Raw genomic sequence first — 17,261 nt, 5'->3', positions numbered from 1 at the left:
TCTACAGTTACTAAGAAAGTATGAAGCCATGGCAACACTTAGCCCCATCCTGAAGCAGGCCACTCCAGTGGTCGTGGACTACGCGTCCGGTAGTTGGATCCACGCCACAGACGGCAAGAAATACCTGGATTTCACCACCGGAATCGGCGTCACCAGCACCGGCCACTGCCACCCGGACGTAGTGGCCGCAGCCCGCGAACAGGTGGGCAAAATTGTCCATGCCCAGTACACCACCGTGATGCACAAGCCCCTCCTGGAGCTCACGGAACTCCTGGGAGGCGTCCTGCCCCAGGGCCTGGACAGCGTCTTCTACGCAACCTCCGGCTCCGAAGCAGTCGAGGCGTCCATCCGTTTGGCCCGTATGGCAACCGGTCGCCCCAACATCATTTCCTTCCAAGGAGGATTCCACGGGCGCACCGTAGCGGCCGCCTCCTTAACTACCGCGGGAACCAAGTTCCGCTCCGGGTTCTCCCCCATCATGAGCGGAGTGCATGTTGCCCCATTCCCGCACTGGTACCGATACGGCTGGGACGAAGCCACCGCCGTCGAATTTGCCTTGAAGGAACTCGACCACCTTCTGATGACCATCAGCGCCCCCAGCGATACCGCCGGCTTCATCATCGAGCCAGTCCTGGGTGATGGCGGGTACATCCCAACGCCTGTCGCATTCCTCCAAGGCCTGCGTGAGCGCGCCGACAAGCACGGCATCATACTCATTCTGGACGAGGTCCAGGCCGGGGTCGGCCGCACCGGCAAGTTCTGGGGACACGACTGGGCAGGAATAAGCCCCGACGTCGTTATCACCGCCAAGGGTCTTGCCAGTGGCTTCCCCATCTCCGCAATCGCCGCCTCCGCCGATTTGATGGGCAAGGCGTGGCCTGGTTCCCAGGGTGGAACCTATGGCGGAAACGCAGTCGCGGCAGCAGCCGGCGTAGCAACTTTGGGTGTGATCCGGCGGGAGAACCTCGTGGAGAACGCCTTGCTGCGCGGTGACGAACTGCGGGCAGGACTGGACAACCTGAAAACGGAATTCGCGGGAATCGGCAATGTGCGTGGCCGCGGCTTGATGCAGGGCGTCGAATTCACCGCCGCCGACAACACCCCGGATGCGGCAACTGCCCTCGCCGTCCAACAGGCCGCCATCAAGGAAGAGCTCCTGCTCCTCACTTGCGGTCCGCATGGCAACGTCATTCGCCTCATCCCCGCCCTGAATGTCAGCAGCGATGAAATTCAGCAAGGCCTGTCCAAGTTCACGCAAGCGCTCAAGACGGCCACCTCCTAGCCCCGATCACTAGCCCCCTGATCACTGAAAGAGCGACCATGACCACCTCCTTTGATCCCACCACCATCCCAACGGACCTGTTCATTGACGGAACGTGGCAGAAGGCAGCCAGTGGTGCCACCTTCGCCGTTGAGAACCCTGCTACGAACGAAGTGATTGCCCACGTTGCCGACGGCGGTCCTGAAGACGCTGCCCTGGCCATCGAGGCAGCCGGACGTGCCCAGGCTGCCTGGGGAAAGTCCACGGCCCGCGAACGAAGCGATATTCTCCGCCGCGCCTTTGAGCTGGTCATTGCCAACACGGACCGGCTCGCAGCCATCATGACCGCGGAGATGGGCAAGCCGTTGGCAGAAGCAAGGGGCGAGGTGGCCTACGGCGCCGAAATGCTCCGCTGGTTCTCGGAAGAAGCTGTCCGTATTGGTGGTGACAGTGCTGCCTCCGTTGATGGAAATACCCGCATCCTCATCACCAAGGAACCGGTTGGCCCCTCAGTCCTGGTCACTCCGTGGAACTTCCCGCTTGCCATGGGTGCCCGCAAGATCGCTCCCGCGGTCGCTGCCGGCTGCACCATGGTGTTCAAACCTGCTGAGCTGACGCCGCTGACGTCGCTGGCCTTGGTCGCCCTCTTCAAGGAGGCCGGTCTTCCCGACGGCGTGCTGAATGTTGTGACGACGTCCACCGCCTCCACGGTGGTTCGGACCTGGACCGACAGTGGCATCGCACGCAAGATCAGCTTCACCGGTTCAACCGAAGTGGGCAAGGTCCTGCTGAAGCAGGCGGCCGACAACGTGATGCGCTCCTCCATGGAGCTAGGCGGTAACGCCCCGTTCATCGTCCTGGCCGATGCAGACATCGAAAAAGCCGTGGACGGTGCCATGAAGGCCAAGATGCGGAACATGGGCGAGGCTTGCACGGCAGCAAACCGCTTCTTCGTCCACCGTTCAGTGGTAGAGGAATTTGGCGAGAAGTTCTCCAAAAAGATGTCAGAATTGCAGGTAGGCAACGGCGCTGTGACTGGCACCGACGTCGGGCCCCTCATCGAGCAGAAGGGCCTGGAAAAGGTCGAAAGCCTCGTTGCAGATGCGGTCTCCAAGGGAGCACGTGTGCTGACCGGCGGAAGCCGTCCGGAAGGCCCCGGCTACTTCTACACCCCCACCGTCCTGGTGGACGTGCCCATGGACGCCGCACTGATGAGCACGGAAATCTTCGGCCCCGTCGCCGCGATCACCGCGTTCGACAGTGAGGACGAAGTCCTCCGCCTGGCCAACGATACCGAGTGGGGCCTGGTGGGGTACGTATTCACGGAGAGCATGGACAAGGCACTGCGGTTCTCTGGGGAACTGGAAGTGGGAATGGTCGGACTGAACACCGGCCTGGTTTCCAACCCCGCGGCACCGTTCGGCGGCGTCAAGCAATCCGGACTCGGACGCGAGGGCGGGAAAATTGGAATCGAAGAATTCCTGGAGTACAAGTACACCGCAATAGCGGTCTAGCAGTTTCAAATTGCCGAAGCATGGAATGAGGGGATGTCAATGGCGGCACCGGAGGGAATGTTCGTATTGGAAGGCCGGCCCACGGCACAGCTGATCGCTGACCAGCTGCGTGAGCTCATTGTCCAGGGGGCGTTCAGCCCTGGACAGCAGGTCAATGAGTCTGCGTTGGCCAGCCAGCTGAACACTTCGCGGGGTCCGCTCCGCGAGGCACTCCAGCGGCTATGCCAGGAGGGCATCCTCGTGAGCAAGCGCAACCGCGGCGTCTTCGTGCTTGAGCTTTCCACGCAGGACGTCAAGGAGATCTACGCCGTTCGCGAAGCCGTGGAGCTGGCTGCTGCCAACACGCTGTTGGACTCGGACCCGGAGCACGTGGCGGACACGTGCCGGGAGCTCAAGGGCATCATCCGGAATATGGCCAAGCAGGTTGCAGCCTCCGACTGGCAGGCCATTGCCCGCCTCGACATGCAGTTTCACACCGCCTTCGTTTCAGGCACTGGAAACACGCGGCTCATACGTATCTATGAGACTCTTGCCGCGGAATCCAGGATGTGCATTTTGAGCCTGGAGGTGGCGTATCCCCGCATTGACGCGCTTGTGCAAGAACACCAGATGATCCTGGACCTTCTTGAGGCGCGTGACCATGGCGGACTTCAGCAGGCCATCAAACGCCACATGCAGAAGGCCGTGGAGGACCTCACTGCCAGCCCGGAAGCAACGGGAATTACTGCTTAGGAAAGTCCCCATAAAGGAAGGGCCCGGTTCATTGTGAACCGGGCCCTTCCTTTATGGAATTAGTTTGCGGGAACGTCCGTGACAACCCACATCTTCCGCAGCGTCTCGTGGATGGTCCAGGTACCCGTCCATCCCGCCGGAGTGACGAACAACGTTCCGGGGCCGATGTCGAAGCTGGTTCCGTCTTCTTCAGTGATGGTCCCCTTGCCGCTGAGGATCTGGCAGATCTCGTCGTAACCCGGGCGGGTGCTCTTGAACACGCCCGGCGTAACCTCCCAGATGCCCGTCTTGTGGCCGTCGCGGGCCCACAGGCGGAACGAGACCTCAGTCTGGCCAGGTGTGCTGGTGGTTGCTTTCGGGATGTGCTCCCCCGGGTCCTGCGTTGTTGCGTCACTCATGACAGTGGCCTTGATCATGGATTCTCCTTCTGGGACTGCGCCCTTTTGAACGTGCCTGCCGTCTTTGGAAAGCACAGTTTCTATCCTAGCAATTGTCAACAATCGACGATAGGCTTAATGGAGAAATATTCACCCTGACGCCCCCTCATCCACGCCACCAAGGAGAACACTCCCCATGAAACTCATCTGGAAAAGCAGCCTGGAAAGTACTCCTGCCGCGTGCAGCGCGCAAAGCCGGAGGATATCGCTCTGGAACTCCCTGGAAGCCGGAGATGTAGTTTCCCTCAGCCTGCGCGGCTTTGAGTACCACAGGGGAACCGTGGATGACCGGACTGCGGACGGACAAACGATCTGGGTCATAGACCGCATCGGCGAACGGCGGCTTTTCCACATCGACGATGACTACGATCTGCTGGTCGCCTCCCAAGGCTGACAGCCCCCCGGATTCACAGCGCAAAGCAACAGCCATCAAGGCCCTAGCCCCGGCAGCCCGGCAAGAGTACCGTCGAGGTGACGATGTAGCAGGACAGCCGGGAGCCCGGTACAGGACTGGCCGCCCTTGGTTCTCAGAGGAGCCTTACAGTGGCTGGATGGAATGCGGATACAGCAGCCGGACCCCTCGGCGCCGGCACTGTCACCTTGGTGGAAGGCACGTCCTTCTGCATCTCCCTGCCCAATGGGGACATTCACCCGGACCATCCCCACGGTATGTTTTTCCAGGACACCCGGGTCCTGTCCGATTGGATCCTCACCATCAACGGCCAGTCGCTGGAGCCACTGACCGCCCAGACGAAAGAGCCTTACAGGGCAGCCTTTGCCGGGCGCGTCACACGATCTGACGGATATGCGGATACGCCGCTGATCGTGGAGCGCTTGCGGGAAGTAGGCGTGGGAATGGTGGAGCATGTGACCGTCCGCAACCATTCGATGGAACCCGTGGAATGTGTGGTCGAATTCGCAGTGGGCTCGGACTTCGCGGACGTTTTCGAAGTCAAGGAAGCGCGGGTCCAGAGGCAGTGGGAGGAGTCCCGCGAGTACAACCACAACACACTGACCATCCGCTCCCGTTGGCAGGATGTCCGGAAGTCCGTCGTCGTAAGTTCCGATGTTGCCGAGGCGACCCGCGAGGGCCTCAGGCACCGGACCACTATCCCTCCACGCGGGCACTGGAGCACCGTGGTCACCATTGCTCCCGGAACCGAGGGAGGGGCGCCTGCGGCGCCTGTGGTGCGTCCCGCCGTCGGCGAACTATCCCGCAGCGATCAGCGTCGCCAGGAATGGGTGGCCAAAATTCCCGTGCTGCACATGGGCAACCACTCCATCGAGAGGACGCTGCGGCGCAGCTATGACGATCTTGGCGCCCTCCGCATTGAAGACCCCACGCACCCGGACAGGGTGGTTGTGGCAGCAGGAGCGCCGTGGTTCATGACGCTGTTTGGCCGCGACTCCCTCTGGGCTTCAGAGATGGCCATGCCCGTTGATCCTTCCCTCGCCCTGGGCACTCTGCAAACGCTTGCTGACCGGCAGGGCAAGGTGGTGGATCCCATCAGCGAGGAAGAGCCCGGGAAGATCCTGCACGAGGTCAGGCTGGACGTCTCCAGCGGTCTGTCGCTCGGCGGCAAATCCGTCTACTACGGCAGCATCGATGCCACTCCGCTGTTCGTCGTGTTGCTGGGTTCGGTCAGCCGGTGGGGGTTCGCCAAGGACACCATTGCGGCCTTGCTGCCCAACGCAGACCGGGCCCTGGACTGGATCCGGGACTATGGCGACAGGGACGGCGATGGATTCGTCGAGTATCAGCGGCTCAATGACCGCGGACTGATCAACCAGGGCTGGAAGGACTCGTGGGACGGCATCAATTTTGCAGATGGGCGCCTCGCGGAGCCGCCTATAGCGCTCTGCGAAGTTCAGGCTTACGTCTATGACGCGTACATGGCCCGGGCGTGGATAGCGTACGACGCCGGAGACGCACCTTTGGCGCGGGAACTAGCCGATCGGGCAGCGGAGTTAAAAGTCCGGTTCAACGAGCAATTCTGGATGCCCGACCGCGGCTATTACGCCATCGCTCTGGATGGAAGGAAGCGGCAGGTCGACGCTTGCGCCTCGAACATGGGCCACTGCCTGTGGGTTGGGTTGGTGGACGAAGACAAGGCGCCCCTCGTGGCCGAACGGCTGATGTCTCCAGAGATGTTCAGTGGCTGGGGAGTGCGCACCCTCGGAACCGACATGGGCGCTTACAACCCGGCCAGCTACCACAATGGTTCTGTTTGGCCGCACGATAACGCCGTGATTGCCGCCGGCCTGATGCGCTACGGGTTCGTGGAAGAGGCCCAACGAATTTCGACGGCGCTGCTCGAAGCTGCCGACTACTCCGAGGGTCGTCTGCCGGAGCTGTTCTGCGGCTTCAGCAGGGAGCAATACAGCGAGCCCGTTCCGTATCCCACCGCGTGCTCACCGCAGGCGTGGGCAGCCACTTCGCCCATCCAGCTGGTCACCAGCCTGATGAGATACGACGCCCATGTGTCCCGTGGCGGGTTCTGGATGGATCCCCAACTGCCGGCGTCCTACGGGGACCTGCATATCACCAATGCGCCTATGGGTGGTGGCCGGGTAACCATCGATATCGCGGATTCCGTTCCCACCGTGCAGGGGCTTCCGGAAGGGATGGTCTTCCATAGAGGACACCGGCCCTGGTTGACCGAACTTGTGGAGCAGGCCGGCCTTCGGAAGAAGGGCTGACTGCTATGAGGTTGGCATCAAATCGGCTGCGGGACGGGCGGCTGTTTCGCCCACGATGCCGGCTGCTTCGCGCATGATCCAGAGAGCCGGGGTGCCGTGCAGGGCGGGCATCACCTCACCCTTGATAATGAGGCGCGTGGCCCGTGGATCTCCCGCGACAGACCACCATCCGGTCTTGGGGCAGTGGTGCCCGGTGCGCGATGTTTCAACGGGCTCTGGAGCCAGGGTAGCGGGGCGTCGCTTCTTCATGGGAGGTCCTTCACTCAAGGGGCTTTCAGCGGATGCGAAGCCCGGTTTCAGGTAGTGAACCAAGCGTAGCAATTGTCAACAATTGACGATAGTACCTAGCGAAGGGAATTTCCGGCGTGGCCCAGCGGACAGTTTCGGATCTCATCGTTGAACGCCTTCAAGCGTGGGGCGTGGACAGGGTCTTCGGATACAGCGGGGACGGCATCAACGGCTTCATGGGCGCGCTCCGCAGAGCCCAGGATGCGGTGGAATTCGTGCAGGCAAGGCACGAAGAAGCAGCCGCCTTCATGGCCGTGGGGCACGGAAAATACACTGGCGGCGTCGGGGTGGTGACTTAGACCCAAGGCCCGGGCGCCATCCACCTGCTCAACGGACTCTACGATGCCAAAATGGACAGCGTTCCAGTGGTGGCGATCATTGGCCAGCAAAGCACCACCGTCCTGGGCTCGGGCTACATGCAGGAAATCGACCTGCTGACCGTGTTCAAGGACGTTGCGGCACAATTTGCACAGCTCGCCAGCTCTCCCGAACAGGTACCCATGCTCCTGGATCGCGCGTTCCGCACAGCACTGGAGACGAAGTCCCCCTGCGTCGTGATCATCCCCCACGACATCCAGTCAGCCGAGGCACCCGAGCTCGAACATGAGCACGGAATCGTTGTCACCGCCCCTGTATGGCACCCCGCACGAGTGATGCCGCGCGAGGAAGACCTGGATGCCGCCGTCGAGATCCTTTCCAAAGGTGAGCGGGTAGCGTTCCTGGTGGGCCAGGGAGCGCGGGGTGCCCGGACCGAGGTCCAAGCGCTGGCCGAAAAGCTGCAGGCAGGCATCACCACCAGCCTGCTGGGGAAGCCGTACGTCGACGAGACGCTGCCCTTCGCTGCCGGCACCATGGGCCACCTCGGCACTTCTGCCAGCGCCTACGTCCTGGACAACTGCGACACGCTGCTGATTATCGGCTCCAACGATCCCTGGACGGAGTTCTATCCAAAGCCCGGGACTGCCAAAGCTGTCCAGATCGACATTGATGGCCGGAAGGTCGCCAACCGCTACCCCGTGGAGGTTGGAGTGGTGGGCGATGCGGCCGCGTCGCTGGCCGAGCTCACCCAGCGGCTCGATCAGCAGCCCCACCAACCGGAAAGCGCAAGGGCCAAGTGGCGTTCCGACGTCGAAACGCAGGTGCGCGCCTGGCGTCACCTTTCAGAGGAACGCGCCAACATACCCGCAGATCCCGTGAACCCGGAACTCGTGGTCCGCGAACTCAACGGCAGGCTTCCGGACAACGCACAGTTGAGTATCGACGTCGGCAGTTGCGTTTACTGGTACGCCCGCCAGCTGACCCTCCCGCCGGGAGTCCCGGCCCATCTCAGCGGCACGCTCGCCAGCATGGGATGCGCGATTCCCTACGGCCTGGCTGCCAAGCTTGCTTACACGGACCGGCCCCTGGTGGCCTTTGCCGGCGATGGCGGGATGCAGATGCTGGGCATTGCGGAGTTGATCACCGTGGCGCATCGATGGCGCAACTGGTCCGATCCCCGGTTCGTGGTGTGCGTTTTCAACAACCGCGACCTTGCCGAGGTCTCCTGGGAGCAGCGCGAAAACGAGGCCGAACCGCGGTTCAACGCCAGCCAGGAGATCCCGGACTTTCCTTATGCCGCCTATGCGGAGCTGCTGGGCCTGGCCGGAATACGGGTGGAGGACCCTGCCAAGCTCGGCGACGCTTGGGATTACGCGTTCTCGCTGGACCGCCCTGCAGTCCTGGAGGTCCTGACTGACCCGGACATCCCGCTGCTTCCGCCCTCCCCTGCCGCGGAAAAGAAGCTGGAAGACATGCGGTCCGCGCTGGCAGCTGAAGGCGCCGACGGCGGCCGCGCCCGGAAGCTTCTGGACAGCTATGCGGAGGCCGGGTCCCGGCTGCGGGACCCGGCCGGAACGTAGCCTAGAGGTTTTCCACCAAAGAGACGTCGCGCACGGCGCCCTTGTCCGCCGACAATGCCATGGCGGCGTAGGCGCGAAGCGCTGGCGACACCTGGCGGTCGCGGTTCTTCGGCTTGTAACCGCCGTTGACTTCAAGTTTTTCGCGGCGTTCGGCGAGGATTTCGTCGGAGACCTGCAACTGGAGGGAGCGCGTTGTGATGTCGATGCTGATGATGTCACCGTTCTCAACCAGCGCGATGGCACCGCCGGAGGCGGCCTCAGGGGAGATGTGTCCGATCGAAAGCCCGGAGGTTCCGCCCGAGAAGCGGCCGTCCGTGATGAGGGCGCACTTCTTGCCCAGGCCGCGTCCCTTGAGGAACGACGTCGGGTAGAGCATTTCCTGCATGCCCGGGCCACCCCTGGGGCCTTCGTAGCGGATGACCACCACGTCGCCTTCCTTGACCGTCTTGTTCAGGATCATTTCCACGGCTTCGTCCTGCGACTCGCACACAACTGCCGGGCCTTCGAAGGTCCAGATGGACTCGTCCACGCCTGCGGTCTTCACCACGGCGCCATCCACTGCTACGTTGCCGCGCAGCACCGCCAGGCCGCCGTCCTTGGAGTAGGCGTGCTCCACGGAACGGATGCAGCCGCCCTCAGCGTCGGTGTCCAGGGAGGTCCACCGGTTTGACTGCGAGAAAGCTGTGGAGGAGCGGACGCCGCCGGGAGCTGCATGCCACAGGGCCTGGGCCTCCTCGGTGGCCTTGCCGCCGCGGATGTCCCAGTCGTCCAGCCAGCCGTCCAAATCGTTGGAGTGCACGGAGTGGACGTTCTTGTGCAGGAGGCCACCGCGGTTCAGCTCACCCAGCAATGCGGGGATGCCCCCGGCGCGGTGCACATCTTCCATGTAGTAGGTCTTGTCTCCGGCCACGTTCGGGGCCACCTTTGCCAGGCAGGGCACCTGGCGGGACTTGGCGTCCATCTCGGCCAGCCCGTAGTCCACGCCCGCTTCCTGGGCCGCGGCCAGCAGGTGCAGGATCGTGTTGGTGGAGCCGCCCATGGAGATATCCAGTGCCATCGCGTTGTCAAAAGCCTCGGCAGTGGCGATGGAGCGCGGCAGTACGGAGTCGTCGTCGCCGTCGTAATAGCGCTTCACCAGCTCGACGATTGTGGCGCCGGCTTTCTCGTACAGCGCCTTGCGGGCGGTGTGGGTCGCGAGCACTGAGCCGTTGCCGGGCAGGGCCAGGCCGATGGCCTCGGCGAGGCAGTTCATGGAGTTGGCCGTGAACATGCCCGAGCAGGAGCCGCACGTGGGGCAGGCGTTCTCTTCGATGAGGTTGATGTCTTCATCGGAGATGGATTCGTCCACGGCGTCGGCAATTGCGTTCACCAGGTCCAGGGAGCGCACGGACCCGTCTGTGAGGGTCACCCGGCCAGCCTCCATGGGACCGCCGGAAACAAACACCACGGGGATATTCAGGCGCAGGGCAGCCATGAGCATGCCCGGGGTGATCTTGTCGCAGTTGGAGATACAGACCAGTGCGTCGGCGCAGTGGGCGTTGACCATGTACTCAACGGAGTCTGCGATCAGGTCGCGGGACGGCAGGGAGTAGAGCATGCCCGAGTGGCCCATGGCGATGCCGTCGTCCACGGCGATGGTGTTGAATTCGCGCGGCACTGCACCGGCGGCGAGGATCGCATCGGAGACGATCCGGCCCACGGGAGCAAGGTGGGTGTGGCCGGGAACGAACTCGGTGAAGCTGTTGGCGACGGCGATGATCGGCTTACCGATGTCCGTGTTGGCGACGCCGGACGCGCGCAGCAGTGCGCGGGCACCGGCCATGTTGCGGCCGTGGGTAACTGTTCTGGAGCGAAGTGCAGGCATGTATACCATCCTGCTTTGGTGCGCTATGGCGCGGAAGACGGTGTTGCTACTAGTAGTGAAAGTACCAGAGTAATAGTGTTGGACGGGTGAAAGATGAGAGGCGCAAGGAGCTGGGACTTTTCCTCAGGACGCGCCGGAACCAAGCCCTGCGTTCAGACTATGGTCTTCCTCCAGTGGGGCGGAGCCGGGAGCGCGGCCTCCGCCGGGAAGAGATCGCATTCCTGTCCGGAGTCAGCGTCACCTGGTACACCTGGCTTGAGCAAGGACGGGATATCAGCCCTTCCCGGCAGGTGCTCGAGGCCGTAGCCCGCACGCTGCATCTATCCGACACAGGCCTCAGCTACGTTCTGTCGTTAGGCGGCTATTCGTCCGCCATGCCAAAGGGGCCCGTTGCGGCTGATGCTCCCCCGCACGTGCAACGGCTACTGGACGCCCTGGATCCCAACCCGGCCTATGCACTTTCGCCGGACTGGGGCGTTGCCGGCTGGAACAAGGCCTACGAGGCCCTGTACCCGAACATTGGAACTTTCGACGCCTCCGATAGGAACCTGTTGTGGCTCGTCTTCACGGATCCGTACGTCCGTGACCTTCTCCCCGATTGGGACGTGACCAGCAAGCGGTTCCTTGCCGAGTTCCGCGCCGAGACCGGTCAGCGACTTGGCGATCCCGATGTTGAGTTTCAAGTTGAACGGCTTAAGCAAGCCAGCCCGGAGTTCCAGGAAAGCTGGGACCGCTACGACATCCTGGGCTTCGAGTCCCGGGAACGGCTTTTCCATCACCCGGCGGTGGGCGTACTGCAGCTGGAGCACCACCAGGTCTCTCCGTCCGACAGGCCGGATCTCCACATCGTGGTCTACACACCGGCGCCCGGCAGCGATGCAGGTGAGCAGATGCAGCGGCTGATGGGGAACGGAAGCTAGCGACTACGTTGGGAAACCAGCGACCAGGTTGCTTGACAGGACTGGCGCTTCGTCGATTTTGCAACACGCATTGCTACCTATTAGGTGTGGGTAATAATTAGAACGTGACGCAGAATATTTGTCACCTTCTGAAGATATAACTATCGGCATTGCGCGCCCTTGAGACGGTCAATTGATAACCTCACCGAAGTATTGACAATAATCGCGCAGACCCTTGAGACTGATCCCACGACCAGCACGTCTACGTTCCACCGAGTACCAGGAAAGCCAGAGTTCTCCGTAATGGCAGGTTGGGCAATAACGGAAGCTTTGAATCCTGCTGGTCATCATCCACAGTCCAAGGGAAGAACTGCCTAATGAACAAGCCTGGACCATCATTGGCATGTGCGGGGCTGGCGATAATGGTCGGCCTCACATCTTGCGCATCCGAAGCGCCGAAGCGTGAGCAAGAATTAAATCAGCAGCCTGGAGTGACTGCATCAATGCAACCCAAGGATGCCTATGCCAATATCCCTCTTGACCAAATTGAGGAGGTGGTGACAGACATTGATTTTCTCTGGGATCCCGGAGATCCTCTTTACGGATATAACAACTATCCGATCGTTGCGCGCGTTTATATCGAGTCAATCGATGGCGGACGCACATTCAGCCCCATTTCGAACCAAAGTGTCTTCCCGCAAACCGTTGGCAAGATGACGATTCGCGAAGTTTACAAGGGTGACGTCAAGCCAGATGCACAAGTAACATATTCCCGGGCCGGCGGAACCGTAACTTACGAGGATTACTGGAGCAGCCTCAATCAAGCACAAAAGGACAAGATACTCGGCTTGAATCACGGCGGGAAGCCAGGCGACACGAAGTACCTTCAAGCAAAGATCATGGACGACATCGATGTTGAGTTGGGCAAGGAATACCTGGCATTCCTCCTACCGGAATCTTCCACTGATGGAAAACTCCACGAATATTTGATTACCGGATACCAGTACGGCCTCAGGGAAGCCAAAGGTTCCGGTGCCGCTGCAACGGTCCTCAACAACCAGACGCATACGTGGGAGAGTCTCGGCAGGTTCGTAAAGTTGCCCTAGCTTTCAGCTGGATCAGTCGCAGCGCCCGCGCCTCCTGGTTCCTGCACCCAACCGGAGTTCCCGTCAAGCAGTGCAACTCCCCGCGTAACAACTTGCCCCGCTCTGTGAGCCATGCCATATTCGTTCCATGATCAGCCTGTTGGACAGCTGGACTGCTGGACAAACCAAAGTCGTTAGGGTCGGTGCCGCCGAGGCGGTGCTTGCCACCCTGAGGGCTGCCATCGAAGACGGCAGCCTTCCAGTAGGTTCGCGCCTGGATTCGGAAGCCACGTTGGCGCAGCAGTTCGGCGTCAGCAGGACCATGGTGCGCGAGGCCCTGAAGTCTTCAAACGCCCTGGGCCTGACCGTAACCCGGACGGGCAAGGGCACATTCGTCATCGCCGACAAAGTTGGCCAGGACCTGAAACTGGGCAAGTACTCGGCGCGCGAACTCCTGCAGGCACGGCCTCACATTGAAGTGCCGGCCGCAAGCTTGGCCGCGGAACACCGCAGCCAGCAGGATGTCGAATCACTCCGGGAAATCCTGCGGGCCATGGATGAAGAAGATGATCTGGAACAGTGGGTCATCCTCAATTCAGAATTCCATGCGATCATCGCCCGCAGCAGTGGCAATGGCGTCTTCGCATCGATGCTTTCCGACATCGAGGAAGCCATGGCCAACCAGTCCAGCACCTTGAACCAGGTAGTGGACCGGAGGAAGGAATCCGGCCTCGAGCACGCGGCCATTTTTGAAGCCATCGAAAATGGCTCGGCTCAAGATGCCGGAATCGCCATGATGCGGCACCTTCATGGCGTAGAAGGATCGCTTGGGGCTGTCCTACCGGTCCCGGCGCCCTAAAGCGCTGGGTCGAACGGCAGCCCACCGCACCATTCGGACGGGTTCAACGACGAATCCGCATCGCCTCAATGCGCCCCTTTGGGTGCCTGACCATAGGAAATGATGACAAAAAAGTCGACCGCTTGGACACGGCCATGACAACGACTTCCATCAAAGCCCCCACCCGAACCCAACTCACCAGAAGCCAAATCCTCAACTACCTTGCTCGCAATGGCGCAAGCAAAGTATCAGACATCACCCACGGCGTCACGGCATGCAAAGATACCGTCAAGGCCCGCCTCTCCGAGCTCGAGGAAGAGGGATCCATCCGGGCAAACGTTCCTGCCGACATCCGCGGAAGGACCACGCCCTACTACTCGCTCACCACAGCCGGGCTTCCGCCGGAGACACCAAAAACAGTCATCACGGTGCACATCAAGCACGCTGCTGACGGCCGGTTAACCTTGGCATTCGACGACTACCCTGTGCTCACAACTACAGCCCGGAGCTTCATCGATATACCGGAGGCTGCCCGCAACGCCGCATCACGTTACACCGGCCACCCCGAGGCCAGCTTCGCAGTACACATCCGCTTCTGAAAGAACGACGGCGGTACGCACCCTCGACGGCGGTACGCGCCATAGGTGCGTCCCGCCGTCGTTCTTCCGCCTAGCGGCTTATCACCCGCCCGTGCCGCCCCCTCAACCTCCCGCGCGATGGATGGTGAATGCGGTGAGGAAGCCTACAGCCGCAGTCAACCCGGTCAGGTTGTGGTGTTCCTCGAAGGCCTCAGGAATCATCGTGTCGGCAAGCATGGCTAGTATGCCGCCTGCGGCGATAGCGGTGATGAAGGCGATCAGGGCCTCGGGTGCATTCTCCAGCGCCGTATATCCCAGCAGGGAGGCAAGCCCGCTGAAGACGGCTATCCCGGTCCACGTTCCAAAAACGTAGACCCGGCTGCGCCCCGCCTTCTTCATCCCCGCCGTGCTGGACAGCCCTTCAGGAACATTGGAAATGAAAACTGCGGCGAGCATGGCAGGACTGACGGTGCCTGAAGCTAGAAGCCCAAGCCCGAGGACCACCGATTCGGGCACGCCATCGATGAGTGCGCCAACCGCAATGGCCGTGCCGCTGCCTGGCGACTCCTTCTCGGAGGGCTGCCGTCCGCCGGAGCGCTTGCGGTGCTTGGCGCCTGCACGGTTCAGGAGAACGTTCGAACCGACAAAGATCACAGCCCCCGCAAGGAATCCTCCGATCGTCGGCAACAGGCCGCCGCCCTCCACCGCCTCATCGACGAGCTCGAAGGCGAGTGCCGAAATCAGCACGCCTGCGCCGAAGGCCATGATGGTTGATACAACCTTTGGCGGGACTTTCCATAGCCAGGCGATTCCGGATCCAAGGACCAACGCCCCTCCGGCAACAGTTCCCCACATCAGCGCCTGCAGCCACATCGGCATGATTCCTTGCCCTTCCACGCAACCGGCTCGAACCTGCATGGTAAGCACACTTACTACCGATCCGCACAACCCATGGCGTTGCGCCGCGGGAGAGCGCAATATGGGGGAATGAACGCGCCCAGCGCCGACGGTCGTGGCCGGAATGGAAGTCCGGCGGAGGGTGGTCCCGCCGGATTCGGGACCCGCCTGCACCCGTGGAGCCGCTACGTGGCGATGGGCGATTCCTTTACTGAAGGGGTAGGCGATCCGGAGCCCGGCAGCCCCGGCGGGCTGAGGGGTTGGGCAGACAGGGTCGCGGAAGAATTGAGCGCCGGCCACGAGGACTTCGCGTACGCCAACCTTGCAGTGCGCGGCCGGCTGCTCCACCAGATCCTGGAAGAGCAGGTGGGCCCGGCCCTTGACCTGCAGCCGGATCTCATTACGCTCAACGCCGGTGGAAATGACCTGCTGTTCCACCGGAGCGATCCCGACAAACTGGCCCTCGAACTTGATTCCGGCGTGAAAGTCCTGGCGGACACAGGCGCAACAATCCTGCTGTTCGCGGGCCCCGACTGGGGTGCAACCCCGGTGCTCGGACATGCCCGTGGCAAAGTAGCCATCTTCAACGAAAACATGCACATCATCGCCGCCCGCCACGACGCCGTGATCGCCGACCTCTGGGCGTTGCGCCAGCTCACCAACCCGCAAATGTGGGATCCGGACCGGCTGCATTTCTCCCCGCTGGGCCAACACACCATCGCCATAATGGTGCTGGATACGCTCAATGTCCCGCACACTTTGGAGCCGATGGTTCCCAAGGCCCTGCCTCCACGCACGTGGCGGGAGGCGAGGGCGGACGACATCGTCTGGGCGCGGGAACACCTGGTTCCCTGGGTTCTTCAACGTCTCACGCAAAGGCTGGCCGAGGACAACCGACACCCCAAGCGACCGGATCCCGGGCCTGTTTTTGGCGCCGGAATGCCGCCGGGGACGTACGTGGGAACGGATCCGCACGAACAGTGATCGCGAACCCTGAAGAAACTAGCCCGTCGGCTGGGCCTCAGCTTGCGCGCGGATGCTCCAGGCGGACCAGTCCAAGGGGTGAACCGAGGGGCGTCCGAGCAAATATCCCTGGGCGGCAGTCACCTTTAACGCCGTGACTTCCTTGAGTTCTGAGGGAGTTTCAATGCCCTCCGCAACCACCGCAGCTCCAACTTCCCGGGCAAGCTCGACCACTGCCCTGGCACGGATCCGTTGTCCTTCGCTGCCTTCGATACCTTCAATGAGATGGCGGTCGAGTTTGATGATGTCCGGGCTCAGCTCGCTCAAGAGGTCCATGGAAACGAAACCTGCCCCGGAAGCGCTGACAGCAACACGCAGGCCGAGCGAGCGCAACTGGCCGAGTCCGTCGTCGCGCGTTTGGCCTTCCAGGGGTTCCAGGCTGCCGGTTAGTTCCACGATGATCCGTTCCGGCGCCAGCGAAGCAGCAGCAAGCAGGTTCCGAACCCTTGGGTCACGGGAGGTCGCCGGGGTGAGGTTCAAGGCAACATACATGTCATGGGGGACGTCCTTGGCCGCAGTCAGCGCGCAGTGAAGGGCTGCGATCTCCAATTCAGTCCCCAGGCCGGCTTCCGCGGCCTCGCGGAACCAGACATCCGCGCCCGCGCCGTCCTCACCGACAAACCTGGTCAACGCTTCGACGCCCACCACATTTCCGTCAGGCAGTGCATGGACCGGCTGGAAGGCCGTCAACAAAAGCTTGTCCGCCAGTATTGCCTGGATGTCTTCCCGAACCTCCTGGCTGACGGGAACGGTCACCGTGCGCGCTGCATCGGAGGACTCAAGGTGGACACTGGAAACTTCCCGTAGAAGCGGAACTGCCGGCTCCGGGGCCGGAACCTTCCGTGTTTCCAGCAGGTGCTCCAGCAAAGCGCCCTGGGGATCATCCGGACGAGCCTCCATGAGCTGGCGAAGCTTGTTCCTGGGCCCTTCACTCTTCGGATCGGAATCACCGAGGATGGCATCGATGATGTCCATCACCTGTTCGCGCATGGTCATGTCCCGGGCAGAGGTGGACGCCTCGACGTCCTCCGCTGATGGGTGGTCAGCACCGCCGCCCGGTGGAAAAGAGCCCGCTTCTTGAGCCATTGAATATTCCTTTATGAGTATCCCCCGCTGGCTAAGCCAGACATGACCTGAACCCGAAAAAGCATGGGCCCTGCCACGAATCTTACAGAGAAACTCCGCGTTCCAGTTAGGGGCCTGATGCAGTCCAGGAAAAGCGTGTCGTGCGGCAGCCAGCACTGGGA

Annotated in this window: 15 protein-coding genes and 1 pseudogene; 11 read left to right on the top strand and 5 right to left on the bottom strand. The window is 61.9% G+C overall.

The genetic code is table 11. The annotated features are described in order from the left end of the window. Positions 1–28: 28 nt before the first annotated feature. The 3 genes from J2Y41_RS13960 to J2Y41_RS13950 are packed head-to-tail and all read left to right on the top strand — an operon-like array spanning position 29 to position 3,507. Positions 29–1,282 carry an aspartate aminotransferase family protein gene (locus tag J2Y41_RS13960; RefSeq protein ID WP_309929306.1) on the top strand — a complete coding sequence of 418 codons (1,254 nt, stop codon included), beginning with the start codon at positions 29–31 and terminating at the stop codon, positions 1,280–1,282. 38 nt (positions 1,283–1,320) lie between these two features. After that, a complete protein-coding gene (locus tag J2Y41_RS13955; RefSeq protein ID WP_309929304.1) occupies positions 1,321–2,775 on the top strand; it encodes an NAD-dependent succinate-semialdehyde dehydrogenase in 1,455 nt (484 codons plus the stop codon). A gap of 39 nt (positions 2,776–2,814) precedes the next feature. Beyond that, a complete protein-coding gene (locus J2Y41_RS13950) occupies positions 2,815–3,507 on the top strand; it encodes a GntR family transcriptional regulator (RefSeq protein WP_224094848.1) in 693 nt (230 codons plus the stop codon). Positions 3,508–3,566: 59 nt separating this feature from the next. Here the strand turns inward: J2Y41_RS13950 and J2Y41_RS13945 are convergent, their stop codons facing one another. Continuing rightward, a complete protein-coding gene (locus J2Y41_RS13945) occupies positions 3,567–3,923 on the bottom strand; it encodes a cupin domain-containing protein (protein WP_224094847.1) in 357 nt (118 codons plus the stop codon). A gap of 157 nt (positions 3,924–4,080) precedes the next feature. On the opposite strand from J2Y41_RS13945, the gene J2Y41_RS13940 reads away from it, so the two are divergent. Both J2Y41_RS13940 and J2Y41_RS13935 read left to right on the top strand, forming a co-directional pair. Next, a complete protein-coding gene (locus J2Y41_RS13940; RefSeq protein WP_224094845.1) occupies positions 4,081–4,338 on the top strand; it encodes a hypothetical protein in 258 nt (85 codons plus the stop codon). 149 nt (positions 4,339–4,487) lie between these two features. Next, positions 4,488–6,644, top strand: coding sequence for a glycogen debranching N-terminal domain-containing protein (locus tag J2Y41_RS13935; RefSeq protein ID WP_309929301.1), 2,157 nt, complete (start codon positions 4,488–4,490; stop codon positions 6,642–6,644). 3 nt (positions 6,645–6,647) lie between these two features. Here the strand turns inward: J2Y41_RS13935 and J2Y41_RS13930 are convergent, their stop codons facing one another. Next, complete coding sequence (locus tag J2Y41_RS13930) at positions 6,648–6,893, bottom strand: hypothetical protein (protein WP_224094841.1); 246 nt, start codon at positions 6,891–6,893, stop codon at positions 6,648–6,650. A 116-nt stretch (positions 6,894–7,009) separates the two neighbouring features. Here J2Y41_RS13930 and J2Y41_RS13925 point away from each other — a divergent pair. Beyond that, positions 7,010–8,830 (top strand): annotated as a pseudogene (locus J2Y41_RS13925) (thiamine pyrophosphate-requiring protein). Position 8,831: 1 nt separating this feature from the next. Here J2Y41_RS13925 and ilvD read toward each other — a convergent pair. Next, entirely contained in the window at positions 8,832–10,694 is a 1,863-nt protein-coding gene (gene ilvD / locus J2Y41_RS13920; RefSeq protein WP_309929298.1) for a dihydroxy-acid dehydratase, read from the bottom strand. A gap of 86 nt (positions 10,695–10,780) precedes the next feature. On the opposite strand from ilvD, the gene J2Y41_RS13915 reads away from it, so the two are divergent. The 4 genes from J2Y41_RS13915 (at position 10,781) to J2Y41_RS13900 (ending at position 14,115) form a co-directional block, all read left to right on the top strand. Next, the gene (locus J2Y41_RS13915; RefSeq protein WP_309929295.1) at positions 10,781–11,614 is read left to right on the top strand and encodes a helix-turn-helix transcriptional regulator; all 834 of its coding nucleotides are present in this window, start codon (positions 10,781–10,783) and stop codon (positions 11,612–11,614) included. A gap of 356 nt (positions 11,615–11,970) precedes the next feature. Further along, positions 11,971–12,699 carry a hypothetical protein gene (locus J2Y41_RS13910; RefSeq protein WP_309929291.1) on the top strand — a complete coding sequence of 243 codons (729 nt, stop codon included), beginning with the start codon at positions 11,971–11,973 and terminating at the stop codon, positions 12,697–12,699. A 130-nt stretch (positions 12,700–12,829) separates the two neighbouring features. Further along, positions 12,830–13,537, top strand: a complete 708-nt coding sequence (locus J2Y41_RS13905; RefSeq protein WP_224167436.1) for a FadR/GntR family transcriptional regulator — start codon at positions 12,830–12,832, stop codon at positions 13,535–13,537. Positions 13,538–13,671: 134 nt separating this feature from the next. After that, on the top strand, positions 13,672–14,115 hold the full coding sequence (locus tag J2Y41_RS13900) for a hypothetical protein (RefSeq protein ID WP_309929290.1): 444 nt from the start codon (positions 13,672–13,674) through the stop codon (positions 14,113–14,115). Between the two features lie 102 nt (positions 14,116–14,217). Here J2Y41_RS13900 and J2Y41_RS13895 read toward each other — a convergent pair whose 3' ends face one another. Then, positions 14,218–14,973: a ZIP family zinc transporter gene (locus tag J2Y41_RS13895; protein ID WP_309929288.1), complete on the bottom strand. Its 756-nt coding sequence runs from the start codon at positions 14,971–14,973 to the stop codon at positions 14,218–14,220. Between the two features lie 108 nt (positions 14,974–15,081). On the opposite strand from J2Y41_RS13895, the gene J2Y41_RS13890 reads away from it, so the two are divergent. Next, complete coding sequence (locus J2Y41_RS13890) at positions 15,082–15,975, top strand: SGNH/GDSL hydrolase family protein (protein ID WP_309929285.1); 894 nt, start codon at positions 15,082–15,084, stop codon at positions 15,973–15,975. Between the two features lie 18 nt (positions 15,976–15,993). On the opposite strand, the gene J2Y41_RS13885 is transcribed toward J2Y41_RS13890, so the two are convergent. Then, positions 15,994–17,100: an EAL domain-containing protein gene (locus J2Y41_RS13885; RefSeq protein ID WP_224094829.1), complete on the bottom strand. Its 1,107-nt coding sequence runs from the start codon at positions 17,098–17,100 to the stop codon at positions 15,994–15,996. Between the last annotated feature and the right edge of the window lie 161 nt (positions 17,101–17,261).

Source organism: Arthrobacter sp. 1088, from assembly GCF_031455315.1.
Taxonomy (GTDB): Bacteria; Actinomycetota; Actinomycetes; order Actinomycetales; family Micrococcaceae; genus Arthrobacter.
The sequence above is the reverse complement of the archived record's forward strand: the minus strand, read 5'-3'. Positions and strand labels throughout refer to the sequence as shown.